General features: G+C 61.1%; 28 protein-coding genes. All 28 read right to left on the minus strand.

Annotated features, from left to right (window positions below; translation table 11 throughout):
- Window positions 1–50 precede the first annotated feature (50 nt).
- The 28 genes from HU743_RS03075 to HU743_RS03210 all read right to left on the minus strand — a co-directional run bounded on the left by HU743_RS03075 (window position 51) and on the right by HU743_RS03210 (window position 22735).
- Complete coding sequence (locus HU743_RS03075; RefSeq protein ID WP_186646870.1) at window positions 51–569, minus strand: lysis system i-spanin subunit Rz; 519 nt, start codon at window positions 567–569, stop codon at window positions 51–53.
- Window positions 548–1114, minus strand: a complete 567-nt coding sequence (locus tag HU743_RS03080) for a glycoside hydrolase family 19 protein (RefSeq protein WP_186550292.1) — start codon at window positions 1112–1114, stop codon at window positions 548–550. The genes HU743_RS03075 and HU743_RS03080 overlap by 22 nt, the downstream gene beginning before the upstream one ends.
- Before the next feature lie 36 nt (window positions 1115–1150).
- On the minus strand, window positions 1151–1405 hold the full coding sequence (locus HU743_RS03085; protein ID WP_186620856.1) for a hypothetical protein: 255 nt from the start codon (window positions 1403–1405) through the stop codon (window positions 1151–1153).
- Window positions 1405–2565: a hypothetical protein gene (locus tag HU743_RS03090; protein WP_186646873.1), complete on the minus strand. Its 1161-nt coding sequence runs from the start codon at window positions 2563–2565 to the stop codon at window positions 1405–1407. Before HU743_RS03090 ends, HU743_RS03085 begins: the two co-directional genes overlap by 1 nt.
- A gap of 10 nt (window positions 2566–2575) precedes the next feature.
- A complete protein-coding gene (locus tag HU743_RS03095; RefSeq protein ID WP_186646875.1) occupies window positions 2576–3007 on the minus strand; it encodes a phage tail assembly chaperone in 432 nt (143 codons plus the stop codon).
- A 2-nt stretch (window positions 3008–3009) separates the two neighbouring features.
- Window positions 3010–3936, minus strand: coding sequence for a phage tail protein (locus HU743_RS03100; protein ID WP_186646877.1), 927 nt, complete (start codon window positions 3934–3936; stop codon window positions 3010–3012).
- A 41-nt stretch (window positions 3937–3977) separates the two neighbouring features.
- Window positions 3978–4445 carry a phage tail assembly chaperone gene (locus tag HU743_RS03105; protein ID WP_186646878.1) on the minus strand — a complete coding sequence of 156 codons (468 nt, stop codon included), beginning with the start codon at window positions 4443–4445 and terminating at the stop codon, window positions 3978–3980.
- Window positions 4445–5368 carry a hypothetical protein gene (locus tag HU743_RS03110; protein ID WP_186646880.1) on the minus strand — a complete coding sequence of 308 codons (924 nt, stop codon included), beginning with the start codon at window positions 5366–5368 and terminating at the stop codon, window positions 4445–4447. Before HU743_RS03110 ends, HU743_RS03105 begins: the two co-directional genes overlap by 1 nt.
- A 23-nt stretch (window positions 5369–5391) precedes the next feature.
- Complete coding sequence (locus HU743_RS03115; RefSeq protein ID WP_186646881.1) at window positions 5392–5958, minus strand: tail fiber assembly protein; 567 nt, start codon at window positions 5956–5958, stop codon at window positions 5392–5394.
- 7 nt (window positions 5959–5965) lie between these two features.
- Window positions 5966–7045, minus strand: coding sequence for a tail fiber protein (locus HU743_RS03120; protein ID WP_186646883.1), 1080 nt, complete (start codon window positions 7043–7045; stop codon window positions 5966–5968).
- Between the two features lie 123 nt (window positions 7046–7168).
- Window positions 7169–7684, minus strand: a complete 516-nt coding sequence (locus tag HU743_RS03125) for a phage tail protein (protein ID WP_186646885.1) — start codon at window positions 7682–7684, stop codon at window positions 7169–7171.
- Window positions 7681–8838, minus strand: coding sequence for a phage tail protein (locus HU743_RS03130; protein ID WP_186646887.1), 1158 nt, complete (start codon window positions 8836–8838; stop codon window positions 7681–7683). Before HU743_RS03130 ends, HU743_RS03125 begins: the two co-directional genes overlap by 4 nt.
- A gap of 14 nt (window positions 8839–8852) precedes the next feature.
- Window positions 8853–9452, minus strand: a complete 600-nt coding sequence (locus HU743_RS03135; protein ID WP_186550269.1) for a putative phage tail protein — start codon at window positions 9450–9452, stop codon at window positions 8853–8855.
- Window positions 9440–10486, minus strand: a complete 1047-nt coding sequence (locus HU743_RS03140; RefSeq protein WP_186635339.1) for a baseplate J/gp47 family protein — start codon at window positions 10484–10486, stop codon at window positions 9440–9442. Before HU743_RS03140 ends, HU743_RS03135 begins: the two co-directional genes overlap by 13 nt.
- Window positions 10476–10874, minus strand: a complete 399-nt coding sequence (locus tag HU743_RS03145) for a phage GP46 family protein (RefSeq protein ID WP_102355692.1) — start codon at window positions 10872–10874, stop codon at window positions 10476–10478. Before HU743_RS03145 ends, HU743_RS03140 begins: the two co-directional genes overlap by 11 nt.
- Window positions 10874–11383: a phage baseplate assembly protein gene (locus HU743_RS03150; protein WP_041478093.1), complete on the minus strand. Its 510-nt coding sequence runs from the start codon at window positions 11381–11383 to the stop codon at window positions 10874–10876. The genes HU743_RS03145 and HU743_RS03150 overlap by 1 nt, the downstream gene beginning before the upstream one ends.
- 142 nt (window positions 11384–11525) lie before the next feature.
- On the minus strand, window positions 11526–12569 hold the full coding sequence (locus HU743_RS03155; RefSeq protein ID WP_186646889.1) for a phage baseplate assembly protein: 1044 nt from the start codon (window positions 12567–12569) through the stop codon (window positions 11526–11528).
- A gap of 3 nt (window positions 12570–12572) precedes the next feature.
- Window positions 12573–13811, minus strand: a complete 1239-nt coding sequence (locus HU743_RS03160) for a DNA circularization N-terminal domain-containing protein (RefSeq protein WP_186646891.1) — start codon at window positions 13809–13811, stop codon at window positions 12573–12575.
- Window positions 13798–15573 carry a phage tail protein gene (locus HU743_RS03165; protein WP_186646893.1) on the minus strand — a complete coding sequence of 592 codons (1776 nt, stop codon included), beginning with the start codon at window positions 15571–15573 and terminating at the stop codon, window positions 13798–13800. The genes HU743_RS03160 and HU743_RS03165 overlap by 14 nt, the downstream gene beginning before the upstream one ends.
- A 130-nt stretch (window positions 15574–15703) precedes the next feature.
- A complete protein-coding gene (locus HU743_RS03170) occupies window positions 15704–16000 on the minus strand; it encodes a phage tail assembly protein (RefSeq protein ID WP_007908778.1) in 297 nt (98 codons plus the stop codon).
- Window positions 15997–16344 carry a phage tail tube protein gene (locus tag HU743_RS03175; RefSeq protein WP_007908779.1) on the minus strand — a complete coding sequence of 116 codons (348 nt, stop codon included), beginning with the start codon at window positions 16342–16344 and terminating at the stop codon, window positions 15997–15999. The genes HU743_RS03170 and HU743_RS03175 overlap by 4 nt, the downstream gene beginning before the upstream one ends.
- 68 nt (window positions 16345–16412) lie before the next feature.
- Complete coding sequence (locus tag HU743_RS03180; protein ID WP_186646895.1) at window positions 16413–17909, minus strand: phage tail sheath subtilisin-like domain-containing protein; 1497 nt, start codon at window positions 17907–17909, stop codon at window positions 16413–16415.
- A complete protein-coding gene (locus HU743_RS03185) occupies window positions 17909–18091 on the minus strand; it encodes a DUF2635 domain-containing protein (RefSeq protein ID WP_186646897.1) in 183 nt (60 codons plus the stop codon). The genes HU743_RS03180 and HU743_RS03185 overlap by 1 nt, the downstream gene beginning before the upstream one ends.
- On the minus strand, window positions 18088–18672 hold the full coding sequence (locus HU743_RS03190) for a hypothetical protein (protein ID WP_186646899.1): 585 nt from the start codon (window positions 18670–18672) through the stop codon (window positions 18088–18090). The genes HU743_RS03185 and HU743_RS03190 overlap by 4 nt, the downstream gene beginning before the upstream one ends.
- Before the next feature lie 166 nt (window positions 18673–18838).
- The gene (locus HU743_RS03195; protein ID WP_186646901.1) at window positions 18839–19867 is read right to left on the minus strand and encodes a phage late control D family protein; all 1029 of its coding nucleotides are present in this window, start codon (window positions 19865–19867) and stop codon (window positions 18839–18841) included.
- A gap of 9 nt (window positions 19868–19876) precedes the next feature.
- Window positions 19877–20089, minus strand: coding sequence for a tail protein X (locus HU743_RS03200; RefSeq protein WP_186646903.1), 213 nt, complete (start codon window positions 20087–20089; stop codon window positions 19877–19879).
- A complete protein-coding gene (locus HU743_RS03205; protein ID WP_186646905.1) occupies window positions 20082–20465 on the minus strand; it encodes a phage tail protein in 384 nt (127 codons plus the stop codon). Before HU743_RS03205 ends, HU743_RS03200 begins: the two co-directional genes overlap by 8 nt.
- A complete protein-coding gene (locus tag HU743_RS03210; RefSeq protein WP_238351681.1) occupies window positions 20462–22735 on the minus strand; it encodes a phage tail tape measure protein in 2274 nt (757 codons plus the stop codon). Before HU743_RS03210 ends, HU743_RS03205 begins: the two co-directional genes overlap by 4 nt.
- Window positions 22736–22897 lie beyond the last annotated feature (162 nt).

A 22897-nucleotide genomic window follows, 5' to 3' on the forward strand; every position in this document is an offset into this window, starting at 1 on the left:
TGGAATGCGTATCACCGTACACGAGCCGCTCGCGCTTTCAATACACAAGATCATTCAAGATGTTCGGGCTGCAACGCTCTGACATAGGCCTGACAGGCCTGCAAGGCAATCAATGCGCGGTCACCGGTGTCGGTGATGGCGATAATTCGTTGAGCATGCGCCGGGTCAAGTCGGGCGCGTACGGTTGCATGATCCACGCCGCCGGCGCCGGTGGCGGCAGGCACGTTGCAGCCTTGGGCAACGTCGCCGGCGTCGAGAAGGACTGACAGCCGGACATCAGCAGTGGCAAGGCGATCGCGCAGGCGATCCTGATCACGTTGGGCATCGCTCAGCGCTCGGTAATGGGTTTGTTCACTGGCCGCGAGCCGTTGCTCCAGGGCCAGCCGTTTAGCCTGCTCGGCCTGTTGTGCGTTCGCAGCGGCCTGCGTCAGTTGATTGAGCGTTTCGGCGTTTAGCCGGGCCTGCTCGGCCAACTGGCGGCCGTAGCGCCAGTCCTGAAACTGCCACGCGGCTGCGAACGCCCCGGCAGCCAGCAGCAACAGGCCAATCACCCGCCAGGAGCCGGACATAGCACCGCCCTCGCCCGCGCCCAGATATCCAGACGATCCTGCAAGCCGTTCAACCCGCCGTTGATCCGGCGCGTAATGGTGTTGAACTGATCGGCGTCGGCCAGTTCATTCAAACCTTTCTGTGCCCAGAACCATGCCGCCGATTCAGCGGCCCATTGCGGCTGCTCGAGCAATTCAGGCAACGACAACAAGCGTTCATCGCCAAATAATCCGAGGCTGCACTGGCGATAATTGGCGCGACCGGTGATCTGAATCAGCCCGCGCCCTCGATACTTTTGCCCGTCGCCGTCCGCCTCGGGCGTATTGCCCAGACGCAGCGCCAGGGTGCCGGTGTCGTATTTGCTCAGGTACTGGTTATTGCCCAGTTCGCGCACGTAACGCAATTGGCCGGACTCGTGGCCGACCTGTGCCAGGAACGCAGCAACACGTTTCGGCGTGTCGATGCGATGCCGGGCCATGGCGGAGTTGAGAGCCGAAACAAAAACGCCCGCTTGGGAGCGGGCGTTGGGCATGATGTCGATCAGGTGTTTTTCTGTAATTTGCATAATGCTTGATCCTCCCTGGATAGTGCCCCGATTGAATCATGGCTGGCGGCTGATGCGTGCCAGCCATTTATTTGCCAGAGTTTTCAGGCCCTTTTCAACCTGCGTGCCTTCGGGAGCTGCGAACACCCAACCGAGCGTTCCGAAGTGGGCTGTCCACTCAAGTTGTGGTGCTGGTGTGACCTCGCTGATATCGACCCAGAGAAGATCCGGGTGAAACATCTCGGCCATATTGCCGTCGGTAGTGAACAACTCGACCACGGTGTCACTGGAGATGCGTGCGTAAGTCTTCATCAGGCGTACTCGTGGATGATGACGACGCCCGGGGCACCTGCGCCGCCGGGTCTGGCCGGTTGATTGAATGTGTTAGCGATTCCGCCCGCGCCTGAGCCAAACCCGGATCCCGGTGCAGCGAGACTCAACGCTACACTGTTGCCGTAACCGCCACTTCCAAGCGGTGAATTCGCACCATGGCCCGCCAGTGTCGAGCCGCTAAGGCAAATCCCGGGGCTACCTGCTGCTCCCGCAGTATTGATGATATTGCCGCCGCTTGAGATCAGGCTGGGAAAGCCGCCCACGTACAAGCCGAATCCAGGGAGAACAAGCGCTTCGTTCCATGGAGACCCGCCACCCCCGGTGGCTGAAACCAGTGAACCTATCGAACTGGTGCCGCCACTCCCTCCACCTGTACTGACCGAACCAGCCGCACCACGGGCCCCGACGGTAATGATCTGGCTTTGTCCGATCACACCAGCGGACAACCATGCTTGCGCATAACTACCAGAAGCGCCGCCGCCAGCCAAAGAGATCTGATTGGAATTCGTCGCGGCGATGCCCGAACTGCCGCCGCCTCCGCCGACGAGCGAGACCAACACATTCCTCATCCCCACTGTCGGCACATAAGTGCCCGACGCAGTAAACGTCTTCACCCCCAACAACCGACCGCTTGCCGCATTACCGCCGCTCGCATACACCAGCACCCAACCGTCCAGCGCTGCGCTGTACACCACCGAACAGACGCTGCCGCCGACGATTTCGGCCGGGCGCAATGCGCTCAGTGCGAGGCTCACCAACGGCTTGGGCAGCAATCCATTCGGGGCGAAAGTGCTCGCTCCGGTGTTGGCATTTGCCGCGGTGAAGCGCAGTGCCAAGCCATCCTTCAACACGCTGACCGCCGGGACGTAGTTGACCATGTAGAGGTTGGTCGCGCCGATGTCCGAGGCGTGCTTGTCTTCACCAGCCTGGCTGAGCTTTTTCACCGCCAGCAGCAGTTGGTTCACGTCCGTTTCGCTCGGTTCGAGCCCGGCGGAGTTGATGACATTCAACAACTCATCGGTAACGCCGTTGCCCCAGGCCGCAGGGATCAGCGAGCCAGGCAAACCTGCGATGGCGTCCTCATTGACAAATTTTCCATTGACTAGCCCTACGCTGGGAACGCTTTTTGGATAATCCACGTTTAATTCCTTAGAAAGTCAGAGCGCCCAACCAATCGGGTTCTACCGGCCGCGAGCGCGCATCTGGGAACTCCGGGTGATCAGGCCAGTCACGCAATGCCTGCCGATACGCCAGTAGCTGTTTGAATTCTTCAGCGCGCAGGGTAGTGCCCTCGCCGGTTTCCAATTCTTCGACGTCGCGAAACACCAGCCATTGGGTGTTGTGCAGTACTTGGTTGCGCCATGCACGCTCATGACTGGCCAGCACACTCGGGGATATGAGCGGGTCGCTCAATACAGGCTGGCCCGAGGGGCTGGCGCTGATGACTTTGCCGGCGGCCTGTCCGGCGAATAGTTCTGCGTATTGCGCCTGGGTGATTTCCACTGCGCCTTCAGGGTGTTCGGAAAGTGGATTTTCCACCCGATCAAAGCCCAGGCTCTGGGCATAAAAGTAAATCGTCATGGTCAGTACCCCCAAACCAGAATGCGGCCCGAAATGCCCGACGACGGTTTTATACCGCTGGGATCAATGTTCCTGACCCGTGCCACAGCCACTGTTGTTGTCGATGCGCCGAGATCGAGCGCCCATACCGTCGCATTGCTCGCCGACCAACCTGCCGGATTGGCCTCGTTGGCGATGCCCCCCAGGATCGCGACCGGAAACCTCAAGGGCAGCGACAGCGACATGTTGCCGGAGGCGTCGGACGCGCCTACCACCCATTGCAGGATCAAACCACTGGGCAGTTTTTGATACCCCGGTGAGTCGATCCGAGCGGCAAAAGAGGATGAGTGCTTCAGCGCAGCAGTGCCATAAACCACCCACACCCGACCCTCTTTGACGAGGTTCGCGCTTTCACCGCTGCCCATCACTATTGACGCCAGATAGGCACCCTGCGGACTGATCTGCGTACCGGTTTTACTCGCCACCGTGACCGGTGCGCTGTTGCGACAATGCAGGCTGATCGTTGCGCCGTTCGGCACCGCACCGTCATCGGCATCCGGAAGCGTCACGGTATAGGCCACATTGCCGCCCAGACCGATCGAGCAACCGATATCCGCCAAGGTCAACTGGGTGGCGCTCAAGATGCTTCGCGTATTGGCGTAATTACCCAGCGCTCTTTGCACAAACTCGGTGGTGGCAGCCGACCGGCCGCTATTGAACTGCGCAGCGGTCGTGAACAACTGCGAACCACGCAGCGCCGCCAGCAGCTGATTGTTCGAGGCTTCATTCGGCGCTATTCCCGCTGCCTGAACCACGCTGAGAATTTCTTGCGTAACACCGTTGCCCCATGCCGCCGGGATCAAAGATCCCGGTGTTCCGGCTACGGGGTCTTCATCGACGAACTGGCCATTGACCAGCCCGACACTGGGAACACTCTTGGGGTAGTCCAATGTTCATCTCCCTGAACGAAAAATACATTCTTGACGTAAGCTCAGCCCGTCACGCTGGTGAGCCAAAACGGTGCCGTCGGACGGGAATCTGCTGCGGGGAAAAGTGCCGAGTCAGGCCAGTCGCGCAACGCCTGTCGATGTTCGAGCAGTTCCAGGTATTGCGTGGGCTTGAGCGACGTACCGCGGCCCAGATCCTGTTCATCACGATGGCGGGTGACCAGCCATTCGGTCGCGGCGAGAGACGCTTCGCGCCAGGTACGCGCGGCCGTTGAAGGTCCTTCTTCTGAGTCAAATGGCGGCCGGGTAATCTCCCGGCTCTGCTGCGTTGGCGGTGGTTCGGCAACTGTCGCAAACGCGCTGATCGGCGCGCCGACCTCGACCTCTTGGCCATCCGGCACCCGCACCATCGCCTCGACGAAAGACGGAGCAAACAGCTGACCGATCTCGTACTCCCCAGTGTCGATCTGCTCGACGACCACGCCGTTCTCGACCCGTGCATAAATGGCCATTATTCGTACTCCCAGATTTCACAGAAGGCGTTGCCGCCAGCGCCGCTCACTACCGAGGCCGAGGCGTTGACCGAGCAAGCACCACTGCCTCCAGAACCGCGGATTCCTGCGCTGCCAACGGTGTTCGAGCCCGTGAACGGACCGCCTCCATCAAATGCACTGGCGGCTCCGCAGCCGGAGAGCAAGCCCCAATTGGCGTTGCTCATGCCGAATCCACCCGAGACTCCCCGAGCACTGCAAAGATTGCCGCCAGACACGGTTCCTCCAACGCCACCCTGGATGAAGCCGGAAGATGTGCCCGTGACTACGAGCGCAAGCCTTTGTCCACCACCGCCGCCAGAGACGCTCATGTAAGGGCCGAAAGACGCACCTCCGCCCGACAGGCCTGTGGTGTTGCTGACAGCACCACCCGCCCCTAGAGAGATCGGCACCCCCGCGGACATTTGCGCCGTCACGTCATACAGGCTTTGCGCATAGCCCCCTGAGCCACCACCGCCGCCCAGGATCTGACTACCCGCCGGCACCGGCGTACAGCCGCCGCCAGAACCACCCGCGCCGACCAATCGCACGTGAATGCGTTTGGCTCTGGGATTTGGCATGTACAGCGTTATCCCGACCGCTTCAAATTGCCTGACCGCCAGCAGCCGCCCCACCGCATCAGTGATGCCGTAGCCAGCCAACGTCGTCGGGGTGTTTTTCAGTTTGGTGAAATCGACCAAGGCACCGATCGCGTTGGCCAGTTGATCGGTTTTGCTTTCGTCAGGCGTCAACCCGGCTGCCTTGATCGCGTTGAGAATTTCTTGCGTGACGCTGTTGCCCCACGCAGCGGGAATCAACGAACCCGGCGTTCCGGCGACGGGGTTTTCATCGACGAAGCCGCCGTTGACCAGCCCCACACCGGGGATACTTTTCGGATAATCCATGTGCACCGCTCCTGGTTATGCAATCACGCGACAACAGTGGCACCAGGCACCACCGGCCAAGTGACTGTCTGGGGAAAACCGCTTTGCTTTTCGATGCGGTTCAGCTCGACGCTGTAGAGTTTCCACTCGATCAACAGAAGCTCTTCGTCATGGCTGGCGTCGCCGATGTCTTCGGCGTATTGCAGCGGCGCGATGCGCAGCACTGCCTCGCGAAGCAATGCGTCGCGTGCGTTCAGGGCACGGGTTTTGGCATCCGCTAACCGGGCCTGCTCATCAGGCTGCCAGGCGTTGTCGCGCCATAGGTGAAACTCACCGGGCCAAGGCTGTGCCGTCAGCGTGTCAGGCAGCTCGCCCAGCTCAGTCCAGACCTGTTGAGCTCCGCCATCCTTGCGATAGACCAGACCGCGACGGTCAACCACTTCGCGCGGGATGCCGTTGATCAGCGCCCAGCTGCGACCGGCTTCCGGTTCAGGCAATTCGTACGTCAGTTCAACCGCGTTGGCGGGGAGCTGAATGCCTATTCCGGGCGTGACGGGAAACTCGACCGGCCCGGACAGGGCACCCGAGCCATCGAATAGATAATTGAACATAAGGGCCTCAGATGAGTTTGATGCGACCGGGATAGGCGATGTTGCGTGGACGCGTGATACCGCCATGGTTTAGCAGGTCAGCGTCCGAGATTGGCGTGACCGGTGCTGCAGGTGTGATGTATTTGACGGTGGCACCCGCGTAATCGGTGTAACTCCCTATATCGAGCCCCAACTGGGCCTTCTGGGTACCGATGTGTGTCGCGAACAGAATATTGTCGCCAATGCCGTTGTCGCCCTGAACCAAAGAACCTTTTTGCCAAGACCCCGGTGCACGCCCGGTATCGACCAAACCGCCTTCGGCCAGTACGCGCAAAAATTCCCCACGGGCTTCTGGCAGGCGAAAAGTCGTGGCGCCGTCGCCGGGCGTCCACGCTCCGCCGCGATCGGCTTCAGAACGCAACATGCCCGACTGTTGCGCGTGATCCCAGAGCCATGGCCATTCCGAACGATTCAGTGTGGAACCATTGAGCGCGGCATAGCCACCAGGCAGTACAGCCAGCGTGGTCTCAAAGGTTATGTAGCCGAGTGAAGATCCGTCCAGACGCCCGACCGGCCACCAATTGCCAGCAGTATCGCTACGCAAATGCCACCAGTCACCAGCCCCCATCAACACAAGGAACGGATAGCCCGATCCATTTAGGTGGGTATGAAACTTGATGACATCGCCGCTTGCGCTTTTCACCACCAAACGATGACCGCTGTTATCGACACGTCGAACAATGACGTCACGTACCCCCAGGCTGATATTGGCTGGTGGAAGGGTGACGTTCAGTGCGCCGGCTCCGGCATCGATCAGAACCAGACCCAGTTCTTCAAAGGTCAGCGACCTGGACGTGCCAACCCGAGCAATGACCGAACGCATCGGACTGGCGTTGCCGACAATCGACTGAATCGCCTTGTACAACTGGCCGGTGTCCGCCTCGGAAGCCACCAGCCCGCCGCCGCTGATCACACTCAGGATCTCCTGAGTCACGCTGTTGCCCCACACTGCCGGAATCAACGAGCCCGGCGTACCCGCCACCGGGTTTTCATCGACGAAACGGCCGTCGACCAGACCGACGCTGGGGACGCTTTTTGGATAGTCCATCGGTTGTTCGTTCCTTTGAAATGACAAATGCGCCGTGCCTGTACCTGACTGACACGGGGCTGTTACGGAAAATAAAAAGCCCACATTGAGTGGGCTTGGGTGAGGCAGGACGAAGCGCTCTGATTAGCTGGAAAGACCGTTGTCCATGTCGCCCATGGCGATCAACGCTTCATCGGCCGCGTCGCGCGCCTGGTCGATCTTGCCCTTGGCGGCGTGTGCACGAATCTGCGCCTTGGCCTTCAAGCGCAAGGTCCGCAGGGTCAGCAAATGGTCGGTCAGTTGATCGGCCTTGCCGAGAATCTGCTCCGCCGCCTGTTTGGCCGTGCGGCCTTTGGCAACCCATGCTGCAACGGAAAGCGGCACTTCTTTTTTCGGATAACCGGCGTCCTTGAAGGCCTGAGCGTCAGCGGCAGCCTGTGCGTACTCCATCGCTTTGAGCGGGTCGCCCGCCAGCGCGTTGCGAGCGTTGTCGGCGGCAGCGTCGACTGTGGCGCAGAGGCGTTCGGCTTCTTGCAGATCCAGTGCAATCTGCATATCTGCATTGAAAACCCAGTTCTCGCCGTTCCACTCATGCGCGGCCGACGGTCGCGGCAGGCGCAACTCGCCGTCGAACTGATGAAGTTCCTGAATCACGATCATCGGATCAGCTCCCAAGACAGTTGCACGTTCACGGCGTCGGCAAAGTTGATTGCGATACCCACGCTGTAATCGGTGATTGGATGGCTTTTGATGCCCATGCTCAGCAATAGCTCATCGCTGTCGGCGTTTGATTGGCCAAGATTGTGTTCTGCCTGATAGCACTGCCACAGCGAGCGCAAGTTCGCATGGTCGAAACTGGCAGCCAGCGTGGAAACCGTAACGTCATTAACGATGTTATTGGTGAACAATACGCAAGGAGAAACAGTGGACGGGTTCCAGCCACCGGCGTTGTTCGAGCTGCCCGTGCTGACCGGCGACAAATAGCAATAATTGCCTCCGGCCCATCCGGTTGATGGAAACGCGACCGACGTCACTGCGGTCGACGACGGCGTCGGGTTACCCGCCACCAGTCGTGCCGCCCGCGCATGGGGATCGAGCGGTAAAAATATTGCGCCAGTGCCGTTCACCGTTTGCGTCCAGGTCAAACGTGCGCGGTTGTAAATGGTCCGCACAACCGGCACAGAACCAGGTGCTCCGGTTATTACCCACGCTAGGCACATGTCCAGCGGCGTGGACTGAAATCCGCCACCAGCAGCACCGTTGACCGTCCCTTTCAGCGAGTCAGGCACGACGTCATGAATGCCCCCACGTTGCATATAAAACGTCAGTGCCCCAGCGATGACCTGTACTCGCAGAAAGTAATGACTGCTGGGGAGCAAGTCTGCGCTGCTCCACGCCGTCGTCACGAAAGTGCGCGAACGTCCAAGTTGCCCGGCCACTACTTCCTGGCCGAGGCTGATGAAGGTTCCCGCAGCAATCGAAACCCGGCCACCGCTGGTTGACGCTGCAGCCGGACTGACCGGCAGACGTGCATCAGCGGTGGCAACCGTAGGCAGTGGCAGCGCCGCCAGCGGCAGCGCCAGATCCTGATTCCAGCCTTTGGCCGTCACCGATTGAATCGCTTGCAACAATTGATCGTATTTCTTCTCGTCCGGCGTCAGGTCTGCAGCCTTGATCACGTTGAGGATTTCCTGAGTAACCCCGTTGCCCCAGTCGGCCGGAATCAACGACCCCGGCGTCCCCATCAACGGGTTCTCGTCCACAAACTTGCCATTCACCAGCCCGGCGCTGGGCACACTCTTCGGATAATCCATCCTCTTACATCTCCCTAGTCATAGTTGATGTGCACCTTGGTATGCGCCGGTGCACTGCGATGGATCAGGCACTCGAGCGCCGAGCCGGGATTGACGCCGAAGCGCTCGCCCCAATAGCTCGCGCCGTAACGCCGGCCGAGCAGCAAGCGGCCGCCGGTGTTGAGCGTCCACATGAACTGCGCTTCCCAGGTGCCCCAGTGCGCCGAGCCAAACCGTGCGCGGCCCATGCGCGGGGCTTCGTGTTCGGTGATGCTGGCGTTGGGGTAGCCCTGGCTTTTGGCGATGTCGAGGTAGTAACCGACGGCCTGACTGCCGACTGCGAGCAAGCGTCGGCGCACGGCGAGGCGGCGATCATCGAACAGCGGCGTCGCACCGAGGCACGGGTCGGGCAGCTCCATGACGCGTTCCCAGTCCGGCACCAGTTCGCTGACGCCGGCCGGGTCCATTTCGTTGAGCAGGTCGGCGGCACGAGCGTCGAGACGCGCCAGTTCGACGGCGACGCCTTGCAGCACTTCTTCCAGCTCAGGGACACGTTCCGGGTCCCACGCCGGGCCGCTGGGCAGCAAGGCGCGCAACTGCGCCTGATATTGCGCGGCGGTTCTTATGCCCCCCATACGCAGCCTCCAAAGGTGAGCAACTCGCTTTTTCCGGCCGGCACGTCAGCGGCCGGTGCGGTGAGGCTGTGATCGTATTCGCCACCGGCGCTGCTGATCGCTTCGCGGATATGGCTGATCAGCAGCGGCACCCCGAGGTCGGCCTCGCGGTTGTGCAGGTCGCGCAGCTGCGCTTCGACGGCGGCGCGCACAGCGGTGGTGTCCGGGTTGACGCTTTTGAAGCGATAAACCACCGGCACCTGGATTGGCCGCTGCACATGCACCTCAGCGGTGACGGGGCGCAACGGTTCGAGGTAGTCCTGAACCTCGGCCAGTTGCTCATCGTTGGGTACCGGTTGCGGATCGTCGTCGCGCATGATGAATACGGTCACCGTACCCGGACCGAGCAAGCCGCCACGGCACCAGGCGCGGGTCACACCCGGCACTTCCAGCGCCCAGGTCTCGTAATCGCTGGCCGCGCCGCCATGAGGAATCACGCGGTAGGAACGGATGACCCGCGAGCGCAGCGACTCCAGGCTTTCGCGCGCCACGCCACCACTCAGACCCGGCGCCAGCACCACGAAACTGCTGCCGACGATGCCGGCAATCGGTTGCACCGGCGTCAGCGTCAGACCGGCATCGGCGTTGCCCAGGCTGCCAGCCTCCAGCGCAGCGATGGTGGTGCTGTTGCTGCCGTTGACCGTGGTGCGCGCGGTGGTCACCTTATAAGTGCGGCCATCGTTCGATTGCAGCAAGGTGTCGACGTCAAGCACCGCGCCGGGTGTGGCAGTGAAGCTGACGCTGCCGGTGGCCACTTGCGCGGGTTTGCGCGGCTGATTCAAGCGCAGCGCGGCGATGCGTTCCAAGGTCGACTCATCGGCCTTGTCCGGCAGAATCTGCTCGGCAATCCAGTCGAGATAACCGTACAGGCCATAAGCGGCGCCGCCGAGGGTACGGGCGAGCACTTGCGCATCGGACTGGCGCAGCGAATCGCCGGCCAGGTCGCTTTGGGTGCGCTTGATCAGCACCGGCAGCGAAGGGGTTTCAAACGGCATAGATCACCTGCCAACTGTTATCGGGGTTGATGTCCAGGCGTTCGCCATCGGCCAGGGTCAGGACCGTGCGCAGGTTCAGGCGCTGAGCGTCGAGGCGTTCGCTGATGATGTCGATGGCGCTGCAATGGCCGTCGTCGATCAGCCACTGCAAGGCTTCGCGGGCGTAAAACTCGGCGTCCATTTGCGTCTGTCGGGTCAGCTTGACCCGGCGCAACAGCCACAGCCGCGAGCCGATACGATCGTCGGCGACCGTGGGAAAGGTGTCGCCCCACCAGCCGAAACGTTCCTCGTCATCGAGGGCATCGTCATCGGCGGCGCGGCGCCAGGTGAACAGACTGATGAGTACGGCGCGGGTCAGCGCGGCGTGAAGGTTTTGGCTGATGAACATCACTGGCCTCCGGCCGGCGCGCCGGTCTGGCCGTTGCCAGCCTGTACGCCGACGTGCACGTGTTTGATCTGGCTGATACCGCCAGCGAGTTGGTCGCCCGTGGAAACTATCTTGCCGGTCTGGTTGATGACCGGCGTGTCGAAGTTCACCGCACTGCTGGCGCGGATGTTCAGCGTGGCGGTTTCGATGTCGATGATCCGCCCGCGCTTGAAGTGAATCTTGTCGCCCTCGTCTGTGTAGATCGCCACTTCACCTGCAGCGAGTGCTTGCAGGCGATAACGGCGGTCGGCGATGACCAGGGCGATGGCGTGGGAACGGTCGCCGCCGATGAAGGTGACGACCCCTTCGGCGCCTGCCAGCGGATGGCTGGTGAAACCGTAGGGTTCGAAGTGTTCGAGGTCGTCGTTCACTTCGCCAGCGGTGAGGCGCATTTGCAGCGATTGCAGTTTCGAAGCCGAGTTGGCGAGCACGACAGTGCCGCGCGCCAGCAGGCGTGTCAGTAGGCTCATGGGTTTTTCTCAAAAAGGTGGGCATAACGCGGTCAACTGTAGGAGTGAGCCTGCTCGCGATGGCGGCATGGCAGTCGACACTTCTGTGTCTGTTGAACCGCTATCGCGAGCAGGCTCACTCCTACAGGGGCCGGCGTAGGGCTCAGGTTTTTTTCGGGGGAGTCGGATCAGGATCAAAGGTATGCGGTGGGGCCACCTGCAACGTGGTCACCGAACCCTGCGCCGACAACGAATAGGTGACTTTGGAAATCAGCATGTCGCCATCGAAACCGAGCACCGGATCCTTTACCCGCACCAGGGTGTTGTGACGCCACAAGTCCCCGTTGCTCTGACGCCAGCCCTGCACCTGGTACGTGGTGGTCTGCGCCCGGCCCATCCGCGTGGCGCTTTCCCACTGGGCACGCTGCTGCGCCAACTCAAAGGTCAGTTGCGTGCCTTCATTGATCACCGTGGTGCGCCGGCGTTTGAAGCTCAGATCCGCCGCCGTCGATTCGACTTCACTGGCCGCCGCGCCGCTCTTGGCATCGGAGCCCTTCTGCTGGCCGATCACCCGGTACTCGGAAAACACCTGGCTGAAGTCCATCGGCGCATTGGCCGACAAAATGTTCTTGCCCAGCTCCAGCGCATCGCTGGTGCGTCCGCCACTGCCGGGTTTGGCCAGCACCAGCTGGCCTAGCGCGTCATCGGTGGAAAACACCCGCAACAGCGAGAGCAGGCGATCGATCGACTGGAACACCGTTTCACCGGGCACGATGGTGTGTTTGGTCAGCCGCGAGGTCTCGGAAATTTCATTGACCACCGTCAGTCCATATTCCCTGGCCAGGTCCTGGACGATGCTCAGCAACGGTTGCTGCTGCCATTGACTGGGCAGGTTGCGGGCTGCGCAATCAACCAGGTCCTGGGTCTTGGAACTGCCTTCGATGGTCAGGCTGATCTGCCGCCCGTCATAGCGGATCGGTGCCTTGAACACGTAGCCGGTGAGCAGCAGATCCTTGCCGATTTTCACTTCGCACGGGTCGCCGGGCCTGATCGGTTTGTCCACCGTCTGCCCCGGCCATTGCCAAGTAATGTCGAGCTTGAAGGTGCGGAACTGACGCTCCAGATCGGCGCTGATTTCGACGCTTTTCCAGCCGCCGTATTCCATGCCGTCGACCGTCAGCGTGACCTGATTATCGCTCTCGTTCATGGCTCACTCCCTGGACACCTTGACGTCGCTTTGCGGCAGGTACAACGGGTTGGTCGCGCCGTTGCGCTGAATGACTTCGGTCACTCGCGTGGCATCACCAAACTGTTTGTAGGCAATCACCAGCGCCGGAAGACTCTCCTGAAAGGATTTGCTGACCAGTCGCACGCCCGAAGACGCCACGGCCTTGAGGTGTGCAACCAGGGCATCCTGCACATCGCTGATGGCTTGATAGTGAGCGGGATCGGCCTTGTTTTTCGCCCGTTGCAGCGCCTCGACCAAATCCTTTTGCAGCGCCTGCAAATCGTCCGTGGCCGGGACTTCCTGGCGGCTGACTTGCTGATGAGCCTGCTGATTGACTGTGGGCGTCGACGGCAGTTTCAGCGGACGGGTGGCCACCGGCATCGATGCAACCCACTGCGCCACTTTTACAATCAGCGTGTCCTGCACCAGATCAGCCATGGCCTGCGCCGCAGCGTTGGTGTCCTTGCCTGTGGTGATCTTCGGTGCATCGGCCTTGCGAATCGCTTCGAGTTGTTGCGACACGTCGGCAATCACGCCACGGTAGCCTTCCCTGGCGAACGCTTTCAGCTCCTGGATATCGCCGAGCAAGCCCTTGAACTCCGCCGCCACTTCCTTGGGCAGCTCTTTCACGGCTTTGACCAGTTCGGTGATTTGCCGGTACTGCTCGATCAGCGGTTTGAGCTGTTCCTTGATCACCTCATAGACGCCGGAGAGACTGTTGCGCAGGTTGGTGATGCCGATCCGCGCCGCCTTGATCAACGTCATCGCCTGCTCGAAACGCGCCACCGCCGAACCCAACAGGGTGTCAGCCTTGATCAGCAAGACTTTCTGCGTGCTGACGGTCGCGGTCGGAAACGGCAGCGGCTGGTCGGGATAAAACTTCAAGGCAAACGTCACCAACCCGCCGTCCTCGCGGGTGTGGGTCATGTCGCATTCGCCGACCTTGACTTGCAGACGGCCAAGCCACGGATGCACCAGTTCACCACTGCCCGCCTCCAGCGCCTTGAGCAACTTGTCGCGTTGCTCCAGGCAATCAGGGCCGATGATGAACGCCGTCAGATCGTGGGTCCTGGCCTGCTGGCCGAGGTCCTCGAAAAACGGCAGGTCGCGTTGCGGGTATTCATGCAACTGACCTTTGCGACCGACCGGGGTTTTCGCCTGATCGATCCAGAAACCGACACCGCGAAAGGATGCCGGCAACAAACGGTCACGCCAGTTCATTGGAACCTCCTGCCGACAGCGAGCGATAACCGATGCGCGACGACAGCGCCAGGCCCGGTTGATTGGTTTGTGGAGGATCGGTGCGCAACCCGGCCGGCGCATTTTCGAAGCGTACGGTCAGGCCGCCTTCGAGCTGCGTGCGGTTGTTGATTGCGCTTTGTTGAATGAGGGCACTGGACGTTTTCGGTAACGAGCTGCTTTGCAAAGTGCCGTTGCCGGCAGACGTCGGGCTGGCGCCGAAGAACGCCGGCGCGAGTTCTCCCTTGCCTTCGGCGTTGGTCTGGCGTTGCGCTTGGGTCAGCGTTTCAACCTTGCCGGTGACCTTGGCGATCAAGCCGGCAAAGCCGCCGTCGAACAACTCCTTGATCGGCGCAATCACGGTTTGCAGCTTTTGCCACAACTCGCCGAACCACTCGGTGATCGGTCCCCAGTTCTTGACGATCTGCCCCAACGGCGTCCATTCGAACATGGTGTGCAGAAACTCCAGAACCGGCGCGGCCAAGGCTTGCACCACGCCCCACAGTGCCGAAAACACCTCACCGATCGGTTGCCAGTACAGCGCGATCTGTTCCAGCGGCGACCATTCGAACAGGCCTTGAAAGAAGCTTTTCATCTGCTGTGCCGAAGCTTGCAGCGCAGCCCAGAGCGGTTCGAAAAAGCTAACGATGCTGCCCCAGTTGTTGACGATCATCCCCAACGGGGAGAAGTCGAACAACGTGCGGAAAAAGTCTTTGATGACCTGCGCGGCCGGTTGCAACGCGGCCCAGATCGACGCGAAGAATCCGCTGATTGAGCCCCAGTTGCTGATGATCATGCCCAGCGGCGTCCAGTCGAACAAACCTTTGAGGAACGCCATTACCGGCACACTCAAGGCCTTGAGCAGCTCCCAGATTGCCGAAAACAGGCCGGTCAGCGGCGCCCAGTTTTCCATGATCATGCCAGCAGGCGACCACGAGAAAACCGACTTGAAGAAGTCGATCACCGGCGCCGTCACGGCCTTGACCTTGTCCCAGATCCCCGAGAAAAACCCCGTGACCGGTTCCCACAGCGCCGCCAGTGCCGCCAGCGGTCGCCAATCGAGTATCGATCGCAACGTCGCCATCGCGCTCGCACCGGCGTTTTTCACGCCCTCCCACAGCCCGGTGAAGAACGCGCTGATCGGCGTCCAGTTGGCCACGATCAAACCGGCGGCCACGGCAATGCCCATGGCGATCAGCATGATCGGGTTGGTCTTGAGCACCATGCTCATCACGTCAAACACTTGCGTGGCGCCCGTCACCGCGGTTTGCATCGCTGAAAAGGCAATGGCCCCGGCCGCCAGGCCTTCAACCAGCTTCGGGTTGTCGGCGAGCAAGCTGCCGACCTGCGTCAGCATCGGCTCAAGCCCGACCACCAAAGCCCCCACCGCCGGCACCAGCGCAGCGTCCACCGACGCCGAAACCTTCTGCATCGACGCGCTGAACACGTTCATGTTCTGTGTCGCTGCTGTCGGCGCGGCGGGCAGGTCGACGGTTTTCGCCGTGTCGCTGACTTCGCTCAATTTGCCCTGGAACGCTGCGGCCGATTTGATGCCGTCTACAAACGGCGTGATCACGCTGCCGCCCTTGAACAGACCACTGATGTCCAGTTTGCCGAGGCCGGTCTGCTCGAGGTTTTTCTTGAAGCGCTCGACGTTTGCCCGCAGGGCGCCGAGTTTGGGCGACAGTTCGTCGATGCCCGTGATCAGCACCGGGGTTTTCACTTTGCTTTCTTCGTCTGCCATCACTGCACCTGCTGCATCGCATTGATCCGTTGCGCGTGCTCCAGCGATTCGCGGAGCACATCCAGTGGCCTGGCCATCATCTGTTCGGGGTCAACCTTCCAGAACCAGGCCAGGTCATAGGCGACTGCGATCAGGTCGGTGATGGCGCCGACGCCGCACTCATGAAAAAACTCGCAACGGCCCAGCTCAGCGCGTTGAGGTCAGCCAGGTCCAGCTGGTTGACCGACGACGGCGGAATGCCGGCGCACACGGCGATGTATTTGGCCGCCACGTCCATGTCGAGGCTGACTTCTTCGCTCTTGTCGATCTTGTACGGCAGCGCCTTGATCGCTCGCACTTCCTGCACCGTCGGACGGCGCAGGACGAGTTCGGTCAAGGGCTCGCCGTGAGCTTCGATCGCAACCTGAAGCTTCACGGCGCCGCTCATTGCCAGGTCCCCTTGATGCCTTCGAATTTCAGCTCAATGGTGGCGTCATCGCCTTTGGAGACTGGCTCTTCGACCAGGTACGCACCGGCCAGCACGTAGACCTTGCCGTTGCTGAATTCGCAGGTGACGGTGATGTCGGTGCCTTCGATCAGCTTCTTCAGCGGGAAGTCGGCGGTGTGCAGCGCAGTCACTTTGAACGACGGCGCAATGTCGGTTTCCTTGTAGAAGCCGGGCACGACGGTTTCGCGTTTGACCGCCATCAGCGGGGCTTCGCAGCCGCCATTGATGGTCAGTTGCGCGCCGTCGACCTTGACGTAGCAGGTGCCTGCAATCAGTTGACCCATGGTGTTTCTCCCTTCAAATAAAAAGCCCACGCGAGGTGGGCTGAATGCTTAACGCCAGAGGCGCCTTATCAGGCGGCGTCGTCGTACTGCAGACGGAATTGGTTGAGCAGTGCGAACACGCGCAGACCGTTGATGTAATCCGGCGGGAACAGCACGTTCACGCGGCTCGGGTCCTGCACGTCGCGCTCGACGATCAGGTGTTCGGCGAACAGCTCGGCGTTCTCGACGTGCCCCTCCAGCTCAAGCTTGGCGTACTGCGCGATCAGCTCACCGCGAATGGTCGCCGGCGTGACGATCGGTTGACCGGCGCCGAAACGGGTGCCGTCAGAGGCCAGTTTGTGCCGGCCGTATTTGCTGGTAATCACGCTTTGCAGACGACGCACGATGAACGCCGACTGGTGCATGGTTTCGCTGTCCAGATACGAGTTGTCGGCCTGGCCGTAAGCGTTCTTCTGGTAGGTGGTGATCGAACGCTGAATGCGCACGTAACCGCCTTCGTAGTACGCGGTGGCAATGCCGTAATTGAGCAGCGACTGACGCTCGGTCAGGGTGAAGCGCTCACTGGCCGGTGCCGGATCGACGCCCGGCAGGCTGCCGCTTTGGGTCGGACGGCTGGCATCGGCGGAGATGAACACCGCAGTGCGCGCCGCCAGTGCGGCAGCCTGGACCCAGAACGGTTGCGGCACGCCCGGTTCCAGTGCCTGAATGGTCATGTGTTGATCGTTGCGTGCTTGCCCGGCGGCAACCAGCGTGCCGACGGTGCCGCGCTTGGCACTGTAGACGTGACCGAACAATTGCTTGGCCCACGACCAGCGACCAGTGCTGTCGTCCATGACCGCTTGCCAGGTGTTCAGGCTTGCCAGATCGGACCATGGCAGTGCGATGAATTCGAACGGCTCATCGCCCAGTGCCGCAACGGCGGCCATCTGATCCGGCACGCCGGCGCCGCCGGTCATGGCGGTGATCGCGGTGATCAGGCCAGCCGGGGTGTCTTCGCCGTTGCTCTTGCCCAGGCGATTGAATTGCAGGCTGATGTCGTTGCCGCTGTCGCCAGTCCATTTGGCAGTCAGCGTGACCACACCTTCAGCAGCGGCAGCGCTGACCGGCAGGTCGGCGGTGGCGTTGATTTTCTGCGCCAGTGCGGTGGCCGCTTGTGCAGCGGTGGCACCGTTAACCACGGTGGCCTGCACACGCACGCCGCCAACATACAGATTGAGCACGCCGGCCTGAGTCGCAGTGCCGGTCAGGGTCAACACGCCCTTGGCGATCGCGCCTTCGCTGTTATGCAGCGGCAGGCACCAGATTTCGCCGATCGGGTCGGCCTTGCGGAAGGTCTCGTACATCGATGCGAGCATCGAGCCTTGGCCGCCGATGCTTTTCGCCAGCGCCACGCTGGACACCAGCACCAGTTTGCCGACTTCGCTCGGGGCGATGTTGTCGTTGACCTGGGCGACGATCAGACGGCGCATGGCCGAGGTCGCGCTATTGGCGGCCGAGTTGTCCATCTCGGCATAGAACAGCGGTACACGAATGTCCGCGGGGATGTTGCTGAATCCGATCGCCATTATTTGGCTCCCTGTGGTTTAGCCGCTTTCGCGGTTTTAATGGTGATATCGCCGTCGGCCAGACGCCGGCGCCACCAGGCGCTGTCCAGCACTTCACGGCCTGCGGCGGGCAGCAGATCGCCCGCCTCCGGGTCAGGCACAACACGGCCGGCGGCCGGCAGTACGGTGATGCGGTTGCTCATGGGGTTACGTCTCCAGAGAAAGTCATTTCCACCCGTCCGTCAGGGCCCGGGCGTTTCAGGTTGGGGTCGGCCGGATCGATCGCATCGACCCGCACCGTGGCCCCGGTAAAGGACGACAAACCGTCCAGTTCGCGTTCATGCCAACTCTCCGCAGGCTGGCTCGGCAGATTGCGGCCGAGCTGGAACTCGGCATAAAAGCGCAGCCGGTAGAAGACGCGGCTGCTGTTGATCGAGACCAGCTCACCGCCGTCATAAACGATGGCGCTGTAGTCGGAATCCACTTTGAACCCCACCAATGCGCACCACAGCTCGGCGCGCAGGTCGTGCAACAGATCCAGTGCTGTTGTCGCGTCGGTTGCGTCAAGCACGAGGACGATTTCAAAGCGCTCGCGGATCGGTTGGGTGATGAGGTTTTGAGCGGCACTGCCACTGGCCAGGTCGGCCAGTGGCAGCACATGGGCCGAGGGTGTCGGCAGATCCGGGTTGCCTTGCAGCAACGCCAGATCGACACCCACCGAAATATGATTGGCAAGCCCAGGGCATTGCCCACGCAATTGCGTGAGGATCGGGGTGATCTTCATGGGGTGTTCCAGAAAGAAACAGGATTCGCAGAACACTGCAAACCCTTGTGGGAGCGGGCTTGCCCGCGAAGGGGCCAGCACATTCGGAAGAGAGGTGACTGATACGCCGCCATCGCGGGCAAGCCCGCTCCCACAGGGATCTTCGTCGCAGTGAGGTCGTGGTAAATCAGTCCTTGGTGTCAGCCTTCGAATCCAGGCCCGAAGCATCAATCAAACAGCGATAGCTGTTTTCGCGATTGCCACTGGCGGTGACCTTGTCGATCGACCAACGTCCGCGCATAAAATCCGGCCAGGTGTCATCGAGCAATATCAGGCCTTCGGCTGCCAGTCGCGGATCGCCCGGACAGGTGATTTTCACCTTGTACTTCTGGCGCAGCATCTTGCGCACTTCGCCCTCACCGACCGCGATGGCATCGGCTTCGCTGGGTTGCTTCTGGCGCAAGATCTTGAACGGTGCAATTCCCGTTTCGACCCAGCGCAACAACCCGGCCGCCGCATCCCAGAAACACGTCTTGCAGCCCTTGGCCTGCTCACGGGCAGACTCTTCCAGGGTGGCGCTGATGAACGCCGCGTCGCCGGGCCGATTGTTGTGGGTGACCGACAAACGCACGTCGGGCAGCACTTGCCCCGACAGCGATTTGGTCTGGCCCGGACGCGCCAGCACGTAGACGTCGCCGTAGGGTTTGGCGACCACGTTGTACTTCTTTGCCAGGCGCGTCAGAAAACCCATGTCGGTCTCGTTGGACTGGTCGACGTGGGCGATCCTGATCAACGAAACTTCCGGTGCGACACGCGGCGAAAAGCCGTGCCGCTCGACCAGTCCACGAAACAGTCCACCCAGTGTGGTCGGCCCATGACTGGCCGTGCGCCGTTCTTTGAAGCCGGTCTCGTCTGCGGCGCTGAACGGCGCCGCAGTGGCGACCAGGGTCAGGCGAAACGGAAACAGTGTCGGCGTCAGGCGCGTCACTTTGAACAGGCCCTTATCGACCATTCCGGTTTCTCGATAACCGACTTCCAGGCCGATTTTCCCGCCCAGACTCGGCAGCCCTTCAAGCCCTTCCAGATCAATGGTCAGCGTCAGTTGATCGGACTCGAAACCGGCGGCGTCGATGTGCTCCCAACTGATCAGACGCTGATTGATCAACGCTGAGTTGTCCCCGTAAATGTTGACCGCCGGTGTAAATCCCAGTGCCATGCCACCTCCTTAATCCCAGGCCGATGCCGCTTTGATCACGGCGGGTTTCACATCCAGTTCCGGCAGCATGACCCAGACACCCGCAGGCAGAATCGGTCCGTATTCGGCAAGGGTCGGGTTGAGCTTCCACAGTGCGTCTTCGGCGGCATCATCGCTGCGCCCGGTTTCCCGGTAGAGCAACAGATTCACCGAATCACCGGCCACGCTTCGTACCTTACGCATTGTTGAACTCCGCCAGTTCGACGACCCAATCGACCACCATCGCCGTGCCGTCATCGATGATCTGGCTCTGGGTTTCCGAAATATTGCTGATTCGCCACAAGCCCCAGTTGCGCCCGATACCATCGATCAGCGGCAACGGCACGCGCAGTGCCTGCAAGGCGCGCAATTCATCGAGCCGGTCCATGGCCACGGCGTACATCGATTTGCCGGTGATGGTCAGGGTTTGCGGTTTTTGTCCGGTCTGACTGGACTTGGGTTTGCTGGTGAGGATCTGGATTTCGGTCCAACCGCCGTCCGATTTGCGCGCAAACGAGTGATACGCAAAGTCGCGCGACAGGCCGAAGATGAAACTGCCCAGTGCCATTTGTTGTTTCATGTGGCGGCTCCATCGGTGAGGGCTGCGTCGCGGCGGGTGGCAAGGAGGTTGGACGGCATGATCTGGCCCAATTGCCCCATCGTTGTTTGCACCACCAGATTGGCGAGTGCCTGGGCGCTGGCCAGATCCTGGCCACTGATATTGATGGTGGAATTGAAGGTGACAGCCTGATTGGCGGTTTCGCTGGCAGGTGACAACGGATTCCCCGTCAGCTCTTTACTGACCTGTTCGGGAGAGCCCAGCCGGTCGACTTGCGTTCCCAGCTTGTCGCCCAGTGATTCGCCTATCGCACCACCTGCCATGCTTCCCAGCCAGCCACCAATTGCTGTCCCCACGCCTGGCAGGATCAAAGTGCCCAGCGCTGCACCGACGGCGGCGCCAGCCGACGATCCGGCCAACGATGCACCCGAGGAAACCACTGCGCGGGTATCGCCCTGCATGACGCCGTTCACTAACTCATAACCAGCACTGAGCAAGCGCAGAGGTGGCGCTCTTTTGGCGAGCAATGAACCAGCCTTGGCATACGACCCGGACAACGGAGCCGCAACTGGCGGACGCAAACCCGATGAGCCGCTGAATGACATCAGGCCGCCGGGCATCGATCCACTGCCAGGCAGCAAGGGAGACGCGACTTCAGGCGCACGGGTGAGGTCATTGCCGCGCGTGGCAGCGGCTCGGCCACGGCCCTTGCGTCCAGTCCGCGGCTTTGTGCCTGCTACACGAGCCCCTTGGCCTGCAGACTTTTCCTTGGTTGGAGAGCCCTTTTGCGACTCATCATTCGATCTGTCAGCCGGTTCGGCCTTGGGCAAATCGGCAATCCATTTGCCAAGGCCTGCGGGTAGCCTGGCCGCCGCACTCTTGAGCACCATGCCACTGAAGTTATCGGCAGCTTTTGCCAGCAAGAGCGCAACAATTGCGCTAAGCCCGGCCGCTGCCGCCGCCAGAACCGAAGCCGTTTTGGGGTTGGCTTCGGCCACCTCGGCCACACCATTAATCTTATCGGTGATGAAGTCCATGCTCGCGCCGGCATTCGGCGCCACGGCTATCGCCAAACGATTGAGACTGGCGTTCAAGGCGTTCCCACTCGATTGAGTGGTGTCCTGCGCCTCACTCGCCGAGCGTTGCACCGAACCTTTATATTGCGGCTCGAGGCTGTGGGTCGGCCCTTGAAGAGGCAACGGTGAAGGTACCGCCTGCGTGTCGCCCGACACGTTCATCAGCGACCGCACGCCTTCCCTGCCATAGGACAGCGACTTCAGCAATGCTGACTGGCTATCGACAGGTTTTGTGGCGGTGATCATCGAAAATGACTTTTCGACCTCCTCCGGTTTTTCCAGCAGTTTGCGCACGCCCTCATCACCGTTGAACAAGGTTTTGAGCAACGCTGATTGCTGACTGGCCGGTTTTTTCTTCAGCGCTTGCAGCGCCGTGGCCAGGGTCTGCGGCACGTCGTCAGTGAGGGTGTCTGGCTGCAATCCGAGTGACTTCCAGGCAGCACGCTCGGCGGCGGATCCCTTGGCGCCTTTGGCCAGCGCTGCACTGAGGGTGTCGACCGAGTTGCCGGCGGCGTTCTTATCCGCATCGGCATTGAGCAACGCTGCCGCAAGGGCCGCCAGTTGCTCGGGAGCAATGCCTGCCGTGATGCCCGCCTCACCGGAGTTTTGCAGCACCGAGCCGATATCGGCCGCCGTGGCTTTGAGGGAGTTTTTGCCCAGATGACTGGTCGCATCAGCCAGATTGCGGCTTCGCTCACGGTCCAGTTTCAGCGAGGTGCGCCAGGCCGCCAGCATCTCTCCTGCGTCTTTGAGCCCAATCCCTAAGGCCGTCGCGTTGACTGCCGCGTCACGACCGAAGTCCAGCAGTGCCTGTTGTTTCGCATCACCGGTGAGATTGGCCGCCACACCGGATCTTGCTGCGGCATATTCGACGTTTGCCAGATCGACAACAGTGGCGCCACTGGCCGCTACCGATTTTTCAGCGGCCAACTCGAGATTGGACTGCTCCATGCCCTTGAGGTCGCTACCAATACCCGGGATTTGCCGCAGCTGCGCCATGGCCGATTGCAGCGCTGCGGAAGACTGGAGAAAACCGGGAAGCGGCCGTTGCTCCATCTCAGCCTTTGGCTTGGAAGTCGGTTCGCTCGCGGCCGCGGGTGCCGGTGCACTGCCCTTTGAAAACGACTGCTGTGCTGCCAGCACCTCCCGAAACTTGATCTGCTCCTTGATCAGCAGCCGGATGTCTTGACTCACATTCACGATTGCCAGTTTCAACTCTGCCAGCGGTTTGGCGAGCGTTTCGCTTGCCGGTTGCCCACTGTCCAGGCCCGTGTCGATGAACCCGGTGCTGCCATTGATATGGGTCAGCCTGAGCGCATATTGACTCTCTGCCATGCCGCTCTACTCCTGTTTCACGCCAAGGCGAGTGATCGCTAT

The sequence above is a fragment of the Pseudomonas sp. SWRI99 genome (assembly GCF_014270125.1).
GTDB classification, from domain to species: Bacteria; Pseudomonadota; Gammaproteobacteria; order Pseudomonadales; family Pseudomonadaceae; genus Aquipseudomonas; species Aquipseudomonas hamedanensis.

Coding starts and splice junctions, on each gene's coding strand:
- HU743_RS03075 (WP_186646870.1), bottom strand. CDS start 569: ATGTCCGGCTCCTGGCGGGTGATTGGCCTGTTGCTGCTGGCTGCCGGG.
- HU743_RS03080 (WP_186550292.1), bottom strand. CDS start 1,114: ATGCAAATTACAGAAAAACACCTGATCGACATCATGCCCAACGCCCGC.
- HU743_RS03085 (WP_186620856.1), bottom strand. CDS start 1,405: ATGAAGACTTACGCACGCATCTCCAGTGACACCGTGGTCGAGTTGTTC.
- HU743_RS03095 (WP_186646875.1), bottom strand. CDS start 3,007: ATGACGATTTACTTTTATGCCCAGAGCCTGGGCTTTGATCGGGTGGAA.
- HU743_RS03105 (WP_186646878.1), bottom strand. CDS start 4,445: ATGGCCATTTATGCACGGGTCGAGAACGGCGTGGTCGTCGAGCAGATC.
- HU743_RS03110 (WP_186646880.1), bottom strand. CDS start 5,368: ATGGATTATCCGAAAAGTATCCCCGGTGTGGGGCTGGTCAACGGCGGC.
- HU743_RS03115 (WP_186646881.1), bottom strand. CDS start 5,958: ATGTTCAATTATCTATTCGATGGCTCGGGTGCCCTGTCCGGGCCGGTC.
- HU743_RS03120 (WP_186646883.1), bottom strand. CDS start 7,045: ATGGACTATCCAAAAAGCGTCCCCAGCGTCGGTCTGGTCGACGGCCGT.
- HU743_RS03125 (WP_186646885.1), bottom strand. CDS start 7,684: ATGATCGTGATTCAGGAACTTCATCAGTTCGACGGCGAGTTGCGCCTG.
- HU743_RS03130 (WP_186646887.1), bottom strand. CDS start 8,838: ATGGATTATCCGAAGAGTGTGCCCAGCGCCGGGCTGGTGAATGGCAAG.
- HU743_RS03135 (WP_186550269.1), bottom strand. CDS start 9,452: ATGGGGGGCATAAGAACCGCCGCGCAATATCAGGCGCAGTTGCGCGCC.
- HU743_RS03140 (WP_186635339.1), bottom strand. CDS start 10,486: ATGCCGTTTGAAACCCCTTCGCTGCCGGTGCTGATCAAGCGCACCCAA.
- HU743_RS03145 (WP_102355692.1), bottom strand. CDS start 10,874: ATGTTCATCAGCCAAAACCTTCACGCCGCGCTGACCCGCGCCGTACTC.
- HU743_RS03150 (WP_041478093.1), bottom strand. CDS start 11,383: ATGAGCCTACTGACACGCCTGCTGGCGCGCGGCACTGTCGTGCTCGCC.
- HU743_RS03155 (WP_186646889.1), bottom strand. CDS start 12,569: ATGAACGAGAGCGATAATCAGGTCACGCTGACGGTCGACGGCATGGAA.
- HU743_RS03160 (WP_186646891.1), bottom strand. CDS start 13,811: ATGAACTGGCGTGACCGTTTGTTGCCGGCATCCTTTCGCGGTGTCGGT.
- HU743_RS03165 (WP_186646893.1), bottom strand. CDS start 15,573: ATGGCAGACGAAGAAAGCAAAGTGAAAACCCCGGTGCTGATCACGGGC.
- HU743_RS03170 (WP_007908778.1), bottom strand. CDS start 16,000: ATGAGCGGCGCCGTGAAGCTTCAGGTTGCGATCGAAGCTCACGGCGAG.
- HU743_RS03175 (WP_007908779.1), bottom strand. CDS start 16,344: ATGGGTCAACTGATTGCAGGCACCTGCTACGTCAAGGTCGACGGCGCG.
- HU743_RS03180 (WP_186646895.1), bottom strand. CDS start 17,909: ATGGCGATCGGATTCAGCAACATCCCCGCGGACATTCGTGTACCGCTG.
- HU743_RS03185 (WP_186646897.1), bottom strand. CDS start 18,091: ATGAGCAACCGCATCACCGTACTGCCGGCCGCCGGCCGTGTTGTGCCT.
- HU743_RS03190 (WP_186646899.1), bottom strand. CDS start 18,672: ATGAAGATCACCCCGATCCTCACGCAATTGCGTGGGCAATGCCCTGGG.
- HU743_RS03195 (WP_186646901.1), bottom strand. CDS start 19,867: ATGGCACTGGGATTTACACCGGCGGTCAACATTTACGGGGACAACTCA.
- HU743_RS03200 (WP_186646903.1), bottom strand. CDS start 20,089: ATGCGTAAGGTACGAAGCGTGGCCGGTGATTCGGTGAATCTGTTGCTC.
- HU743_RS03205 (WP_186646905.1), bottom strand. CDS start 20,465: ATGAAACAACAAATGGCACTGGGCAGTTTCATCTTCGGCCTGTCGCGC.